This is a genomic window from Holdemanella sp. DFI.5.55, assembly GCF_020593575.1.
In the GTDB taxonomy this organism is placed as follows: Bacteria; Bacillota_I; Bacilli_A; order Erysipelotrichales; family Erysipelotrichaceae; genus Holdemanella; species Holdemanella hominis.
In genome coordinates this window covers 1-7435 of sequence record NZ_JAJDMK010000090.1, presented here as the reverse complement: position 1 = coordinate 7435, position 7435 = coordinate 1, and the positions used below count along the sequence as shown (strand labels likewise).

The following is a 7435-nucleotide window of genomic DNA, read 5'->3' as shown; positions in this document are numbered from 1 at the left end:
ATTATTGTACGCTATTTCTCGTCAAAAATCAACCATTTGTTGTGACAGAGCCTTAGATTTTATTCATGCTTTATTTATTGAAGTCAACCCAATTCCGGTGAAACAGGCATTGAATTATATGGGTAAAGAAGTTGGTGGATATCGTTTGCCTTTATGCGAAATGGATGAAGAGCATGCCAAAATTTTAAAAGCCACAATGGAGGACTTGGGATTATGTTAAAAATAGCGATTGTAGGTACAGGAAAAATGGGTTCTCTTATAAAGGAAACAGCTCAAAATCAAGGTATGGAAGTAGTTCATTGTTTTGAGAAAGGAATCGATGATCATTGTATGGATGTAGATGTTGTGATTGATTTTTCACATCCCAATAATTTAGCGAGTGTCTTAAATTTTGTGAAAACGAAAAAGTGTGCTTTAATCTATGGAACAACGGGATTAAGTGAGAATCAAATCGATAGCTTAAAACAAGTTTCAGATGAAATCCCTTTATTTTATTCGGCAAACTTTTCATATGGTATTGCCGTATTTGAACAGATTCTAAAACAATTTGCGCCTTTATTAAAGAATGATTTTGATATGGAAGTACAGGAGATTCATCATAATCAAAAGCAGGATGCGCCTAGTGGTACAGCCAAAATGTTAGTGAATGCTTTAGATCCAGAAGATGAGTATACAAAGGTATATGGCAGAAGTGGTTTTACAGGAAAACGCCAACATGAAATTGGAATTCATTCGCTTCGTGGAGGTACTGTGGCAGGAGAGCATACAGTGTATTTCTTTGGAGATAATGAAATGTTAGAAATCAAGCATAGTGCTAATTCGCGCCAGATCTTTGTGAATGGCGCATTAAAGGCAGCCAAGTTTGTGGTCAATCAAAAACCAGGTTTATATAGTATGGAAGATATGATGTAGGAGGTATATATGGAAGCAGAACAAATTATTCGTTATATTCAAACGGCTGAAAAGAAAACGCCGGTAAAAGTATATTTTAATTCAGAAAGAGAGATTTCTTTTCCAAATTGTAAAGTCTTTGGCAATGTTGTATTTGGGGATTGGAAAGATATAGAACCTGTTCTTTTGATGAATCCAGAAGTGGACTATGAAGTCGAAAACAATTGTCGTAATAGTGCTGTTCCTATGTTGGATCTAAAAAATATTCATGCACGTATTGAACCAGGTGCATTTATTCGTGAACAAGTTGAAATTGGAGATAATGCCGTTATTATGATGGGGGCTATTATTAATATTGGTGCTGTCATTGGTGAAGGTACTATGATTGATATGGGAGCCGTTTTAGGTGGAAGAGCTACTGTAGGAAAACATTGTCATATTGGAGCTGGAGCTGTACTTGCAGGTGTCATTGAACCAGCTAGTGCAACACCGGTTATCATTGAGGATGATGTTTTAGTTGGTGCCAATGCCGTAGTGATTGAAGGGGTACATGTAGGTAAAAATGCTGTTGTTGCAGCTGGTGCCGTAGTTATTGATGATGTGCCAGAAAATGCGGTAGTTGCAGGATGTCCTGCAAGAGTCATTAAAATGAAGGATGAAAAGGCTACACAAAAGACAAAGTTAGAGGATGCTTTAAGGAATCTTTAGGGATTCCTTTTTATTTGTACATTACTAAAATACGTGATTTGCATGTAAATGGGGAGTGAACTTCAGAAAATGAATTGAAATTTAGTAATAATATAATGGAGATCAGTGATATTTATAGATGTATAAATATTGTGATTGTTTTTATATTGAAATGTTATAACAATAATTTTATAATGAAATTGAATGTTATAACAATTAGACAGGAGGCAATTATGGAAATTAAAGACGCAAAAGTATTTCATGATTATTTAAATGGTGTAATTGAAGGTGAGGATGTAAAGAAGAGTACAAAATTGTATTCGAATGCTAAAACATTCTATAAGAGTGTGGATTCAAGTGTTTCAGATGATCAAATTATGTATGAAGTGTATTCGTATGAACATGATGGTTTGTGTTATGGATTGACTGTGATGCAGCCAGTATGCGTGAATGGCGAATGTAATGTAACGCGTGGACATTTCCATGAAAGTTTAGATTGTGATGAAATCTATTGTGGCATGGGTGGTGAAGGTCTTCTTTTATTGATGGATGAAGATTATCATTGTCATGCTGAAAAAGTAAAAGTGGGAAGTGTTCACTATATTAATGGTCATTTGGCACATCGCCTTGTGAATACGGGAAATAGTGAGTTGAAAGTACAATGTATGTGGCCAAGCAATGCGGGTCATGATTATAAGCGTGTAGAAGAGCATCCTTTTACAGTAAGAGTGTATAAGGAAAATGGTGAATTGAAGGTGGAGGAAGAATGAGTTATTTAAATTTTAAATCGGAATATGATCGTTTTCCTAAGACGACAATAAAGAATCATAGAGCGTTTCATGGATATGATGCAATTTATCAGGAGTTAAATAAGAAAATTAATAATAGGAGTGTTGTAGTCTTTGATTATTATCCAGGCGTAGATGAGAATGAAGTATATGAACTCATCAAACGCTTCAATTTTTCTTTGGAAATCAATATGCATGATATTTTTAAGGATGGAAAAACCATGACCGAACAAATGAAATACAATCTAACGGATGATCGTGTGTTTGGTAAGATGTATTATGGTAATCTTGTGGATTTTATGGATGAAGATAAACTAGAAGAAGCTAAAGACAAAATCAATGAACATAAAGGCTCTGTCATTGTATATGGAGTGGGTGCTAGTTTAGTAAGTCATGGCGATATGTATGTTTACTTTGATATGGCACGTTGGGAAATTCAACTACGCTATCGTAAAGGGATGGCTAACTATAATGCGACAAACTTTGATGAAGATATTTTAAAGAAATATAAGCGTGGTTATTTTATTGAATGGCGTATTGCCGATAAGCATAAGGCTGAAAGATTTGAAAGTTTTGATTATGTGGTGGACACAAACAAATCAAACGATCCAAAGATGATTTCAAGTGATACTTTTAAAGAAAGTTTAAGTCTACTTGCTCAAAAACCATTTCGTACAGTACCATACTTTGATCCAGGCGTATGGGGTGGTCAATGGATGAAGGAAGTTTGTAACTTAGACAAGAATCAGTCCAATTATGCATGGAGCTTTGATGGTGTGCCAGAAGAAAACAGCATTCTATTTGACTATGATGGAGTTACATTTGAACTTCCAGCTATGGATTTAGTGTTGTATCAACCAAAAGAATTATTGGGAGAACAAGTCTATGCTCGTTTTGGGGCAGAATTTCCAATTCGCTTTGACTTTCTAGATACGATGGAAGGACAAAACTTGTCTTTACAAGTACATCCATTAACGGAATATATTAAAAAGAATTTTGGTATGAGTTATACACAAGATGAGAGTTATTATATTCTAGATGCCAAAGAAGATGCACATGTGTATTTAGGTCTAAAAGAAGATATTCAACCCAATGAAATGATTTCTGATTTAGAGTCTGCGCAACGTGGTGAAATTGTATTTGACGCGGATAAATATATCAATAAGTTTCCGGCAAAGAAACATGATCATTTCTTAATTCCAGCAGGAACTTGTCATTGTTCAGGAAAGAATGCGATGGTATTAGAAATTAGTGCTACACCTTATATCTTCACATTTAAATTGTGGGACTGGCAAAGACTAGGCTTAGATGGACTTCCTCGACCTATTAATATTGAACATGGAAAACATGTCATTCAATGGGATCGTACGACAAAATGGGTCAAAGAAAACTTGGTCAATGCGACTTATGAAGTAAAAGAAGATGGAAATGATTGTAAGATCGAACATACGGGACTTCATGAATTAGAATTTATTGAAACAAGAAGATATACAATCAACAATGATTCATTCCATAAAACACATGGTACAGTGAATATGTTGAATTTAATTGATGGAAAGAGTGCCATTATTGAAGGTGACTTTGAACCATTCATTGTGCATTATGCAGAAACCTTCATTATTCCTGCAAGTATCAAGGAATATACAATCAAGCCTTATGGTTGTGATGAAATTAAAGTATTAAAGGCATATGTAAGAAACTAAAGTAATGGACATTTTTGGCCTAAAGAAAAAACCTGAGAGTTTATGATCTCTCAGGTTTTCTTAGCCTTTTAAGGCATCTAATTCTTCTTGAGTTAAAGCTCTAAATTCACCTAATGGTAAATCATTTAGTTTTAAAGGACCAAACTCAATACGTTGGAGATAGGTAACAGTGCAGTTTGCCTTTTCAAACATTCTTTTGACTTGATGGAATTTTCCTTCATGAATCGTTAGATAGGCTTTATTTGTATCTAAAATTTCTAGTTTTGAAGGGGCTGAAGTAAATTCCTCAAATTCCATAGGCTGATTAAAGAAGTCTACGGCATTTTCTGGTAAAGTTCCATCAAATTCAACATAATATTTTTTATCTACATGTTTTTTTGGTGATAATACTTCATGCGTTAATTTACCATCGTTGCTGATGAGTAATAATCCTTCTGTATCTATATCCAATCTTCCAACTGGATACAAATCGTGTCTTTGGCTTTGGACAAGTTCCATGACTGTAGGATAGAGCATATCTTCTGTGGCGCTCACATAGCCTTGAGGCTTATTTAAAATATAGTATTCGTATTCTACATAGCTTACAGGTTCATCATCCACACAAACACGATCATCTTCTTTTACGTTATAGTCTGCCTTTTTTATGGTTTCATCATTAATGGTAACCCAGCCGTTTTTAATTAATTTTTTTACATCGTTTCTTGTGCCAAATCCCATATGTGATAAATATTTGTCAAGTCTCATTGATAACGCCATCCTTTCGCATATTTATTTTTTAATGAGCCTTTAGAAAGTTTCGCAAATCCTAAAGGGAAGTTATTTACGCAAACAAGTGTCCATCCAGATGTTTTTTTGTCTAAATCCTTTACATCTAGAGTTTCACCTTTTAAGTATTTAATAACACGCTCATCTTCAATCGAGAAGTTTAATACATTTTTAAATTGTTCAGGACAAAGGGCAAGGGCAAGGCTTTGACTTGGCTCAAAATGTTTACCTTTGAGTTGACCTAATAATAAGCCAGATCTTAAGACGCGATAGCCTTTATAAGCTTGAAAATCACTGTTTAACCAGATGACCTTGTCCTTTTTGATTTTAATGGCTCCCTTATTTAATTTAACCAATCGTAAAAAATCAGTAACACAATCATCAAGCCTATCGCTTGGCTCCAGTCTTATTTTTTTATGTTTTGTTTCTCCGTCTTTGACAAGTAAAGCTACAAAGTGACCTTCTCCCTTGATTTTATGTGGATATAAACGAACACATTCCTTCATGTTTACACCTGGCATCATACCATCAATTTTATTAATAGGAACAAGATGTAAGTCTGGATGTTTGTCTAATACATCTTGAATAACTTCTTCATTTTCGTGAATCGAAAAAGTACAAGTGGAATAGACAATGGATCCACCTGGCTTTAACATGGATACAGCAGCATTTAAAATGTTTTTTTGAATAGGCGGATAGAACGTATCGTCTTTTTCAATCCAGCTTTTGATTAAGTCCGGCTCTTTTCGAAACATGCCTTCACCACTACATGGGGCATCCACTAGAATCTTATCAAATGTTTCTGGATAATGTTGTTCCATGTTTGTCAAATCTTCACTGGTAACCCAAGCATTGTCACAACCAAATAGTTCGATGTTCTTTAAGAGTCCTTGGCATCTTGAAGAACTTATATCATTTGAAATTAAAAGTCCATTATGATTGAGCTTTGTCGCAAGCTTTGTGCTCTTTCCACCAGGAGCTGCACACGTATCTAATACAATATCATTTTCGTCTACAGGAAGCACTTGAGCTGGTAACATAGCACTTGGTTCTTGAAGATAGTAAAGGCCTGCATAATAGTAGGGGTGTTTACTGGGTTTATCTTCACTTGAATAATAGAAGCCATCGTTTGTCCAAGGGATGGCTTCTAGTTTAAAAGGGGAAATCTTTAAGAATTCTTCAACAGAAATCTTTAGTGTATTGACTCTTAAACCATAATATCTATCATGATCAAAACTATTTAGATAATCTCCATATTCTTCTTGAAGAAGCTCTTTCATTTGTTCTTTAAATTTAACTGGAAGTTCCATTATAGATCAAATGCCTTTCCAAGTGCTTGAACGGCTTTAACTTTATCTTTCTTTTCAATTGTTAATGAGATAGAGATTTCACTAGAAGTAATCATATAATACTTAATGCCATTTTCACTTAAGATGTTTAATACTTTACTGGCAATACCTGAATGTGTAGAAATACCAAGTCCTACTAAAGACAATTTAATGTATCCAAGCATTTGATGTACAGGATATTCTTTTGAGGCATGTTCCATGATTTGATTGCTTTGTTCTTCAGAACAATATAAAGTAAAGTTGGCTAGACCTTCATCATCTAATTGTTGTGAAATTGTATCTAGGTTGATATTTAAATCGGAAATCATCTTAAATAGTTTTCCTAAATAAACACCATCATTAGGTAAGTGCATAAAGCGCATGATCGCATAGTCATCTTTTACACTTAAACCTGTAATTGGCATATCTTCTAATTCTTTATGCATAATCCAAGTTCCTTTCTCTAAATCTGTTTCCAAAGCTTTTCCTAAGAAAAGGGGAACATTATATTTACTGGCTAGTTCGACACTTCGAGTTTCTAATACTCCAGCTCCTAAACAGGCCATCTGCATCATTTCTTCATAAGAAATGGATTTTAGCTTTTTAGCACGCGTATATAATCTTGGGTCAATTGTATAAACTCCATCTACATCGGTAAAAATGTGGCATTGATAACCAAGTTTTGCGGCAATCGCAACCGCTGTTGTATCACTTCCACCACGACCTAAAGTAGTGATGTCTCCATATTCAGTAGCGCCTTGAAAGCCGGCTACAACAACAATTTTTCCCTGGTCTAAATGAGATTGTATTGTAGTTGTATCAATATCTTTGATCAAAGCACGAGAATGGTGTTTACTTGTTAGAAAACCTGCTTGATAGCCAGTTAAGCTGATCGCATCCACACCTATTGAATTCATCGCAATCGCAAGAAGTGTAATTGTTTGTTGCTCGCCCGTAGATAATAAAGAATCCAATTCTCGTTTGTTTGGATTGTTTGTGACACTATGAGCTAATTCTATTAATTTATTTGTGGTTTTTCCCATGGCACTCGCAACAATGACTAGATTGTGACCTTGTTCTTTCATGTGTTTGGCATGAAGTGCAATAGCCTGAATCTGTTCAATGGTTCCAACGCTGGTTCCACCATATTTTTCAACTATATTCATATTTTATTCTCCAACCACACTATTTTAGCATATAAAAAGCTGTCTTAGACAGCTTCAGACTGTTGACAAAGTGACTGTCGACAGTCTTTTTAAAATCTGATAGAATA

The 7435-nt window shown here is 34.8% G+C and carries 8 protein-coding genes; 5 read left to right on the top strand and 3 right to left on the bottom strand.

The window, feature by feature from the left end:
* The 5 genes from LJE08_RS12165 to LJE08_RS12145 all read left to right on the top strand — a co-directional run.
* Positions 1 to 220: dihydrodipicolinate synthase family protein (locus LJE08_RS12165; protein WP_227403360.1), on the top strand; the 220-nt coding region annotated here is incomplete at its 5' end.
* Positions 214 to 912: a 4-hydroxy-tetrahydrodipicolinate reductase gene (gene dapB / locus LJE08_RS12160; protein WP_227403359.1), complete on the top strand. Its 699-nt coding sequence runs from the start codon at positions 214 to 216 to the stop codon at positions 910 to 912. The genes LJE08_RS12165 and dapB, both read left to right, overlap by 7 nt.
* 9 nt (positions 913 to 921) lie before the next feature.
* Positions 922 to 1599 carry a 2,3,4,5-tetrahydropyridine-2,6-dicarboxylate N-acetyltransferase gene (gene dapD, locus LJE08_RS12155; protein WP_117923737.1) on the top strand — a complete coding sequence of 226 codons (678 nt, stop codon included), beginning with the start codon at positions 922 to 924 and terminating at the stop codon, positions 1597 to 1599.
* A gap of 212 nt (positions 1600 to 1811) precedes the next feature.
* Positions 1812 to 2348, top strand: a complete 537-nt coding sequence (locus LJE08_RS12150; protein ID WP_117923735.1) for a glucose-6-phosphate isomerase family protein — start codon at positions 1812 to 1814, stop codon at positions 2346 to 2348.
* Positions 2345 to 4069, top strand: a complete 1725-nt coding sequence (locus LJE08_RS12145) for a class I mannose-6-phosphate isomerase (protein WP_186999219.1) — start codon at positions 2345 to 2347, stop codon at positions 4067 to 4069. Before LJE08_RS12150 ends, LJE08_RS12145 begins: the two co-directional genes overlap by 4 nt.
* A 60-nt stretch (positions 4070 to 4129) precedes the next feature.
* On the opposite strand, the gene LJE08_RS12140 is transcribed toward LJE08_RS12145, so the two are convergent.
* From LJE08_RS12140 to LJE08_RS12130, 3 genes are read right to left on the bottom strand one after another with little or no spacing between them, the layout of a single operon-like run.
* Positions 4130 to 4813, bottom strand: a complete 684-nt coding sequence (locus LJE08_RS12140) for a pseudouridine synthase (protein WP_217256597.1) — start codon at positions 4811 to 4813, stop codon at positions 4130 to 4132.
* Positions 4810 to 6144, bottom strand: coding sequence for an RsmF rRNA methyltransferase first C-terminal domain-containing protein (locus tag LJE08_RS12135; protein WP_227403358.1), 1335 nt, complete (start codon positions 6142 to 6144; stop codon positions 4810 to 4812). The genes LJE08_RS12140 and LJE08_RS12135 overlap by 4 nt, the downstream gene beginning before the upstream one ends.
* Complete coding sequence (locus LJE08_RS12130; protein WP_227403357.1) at positions 6144 to 7328, bottom strand: aspartate kinase; 1185 nt, start codon at positions 7326 to 7328, stop codon at positions 6144 to 6146. Before LJE08_RS12130 ends, LJE08_RS12135 begins: the two co-directional genes overlap by 1 nt.
* Between the last annotated feature and the right edge of the window lie 107 nt (positions 7329 to 7435).

What these genes read in the sequence shown, in the direction of transcription:
- dapD (WP_117923737.1), top strand. Translation starts at nt 922, where the DNA reads ATGGAAGCAGAACAAATTATTCGTTATATTCAAACGGCTGAAAAGAAA.
- LJE08_RS12135 (WP_227403358.1), bottom strand. Translation starts at nt 6,144, where the DNA reads ATGGAACTTCCAGTTAAATTTAAAGAACAAATGAAAGAGCTTCTTCAA.
- dapB (WP_227403359.1), top strand. Translation starts at nt 214, where the DNA reads ATGTTAAAAATAGCGATTGTAGGTACAGGAAAAATGGGTTCTCTTATA.
- LJE08_RS12150 (WP_117923735.1), top strand. Translation starts at nt 1,812, where the DNA reads ATGGAAATTAAAGACGCAAAAGTATTTCATGATTATTTAAATGGTGTA.
- LJE08_RS12140 (WP_217256597.1), bottom strand. Translation starts at nt 4,813, where the DNA reads ATGAGACTTGACAAATATTTATCACATATGGGATTTGGCACAAGAAAC.
- LJE08_RS12130 (WP_227403357.1), bottom strand. Translation starts at nt 7,328, where the DNA reads ATGAATATAGTTGAAAAATATGGTGGAACCAGCGTTGGAACCATTGAA.
- LJE08_RS12145 (WP_186999219.1), top strand. Translation starts at nt 2,345, where the DNA reads ATGAGTTATTTAAATTTTAAATCGGAATATGATCGTTTTCCTAAGACG.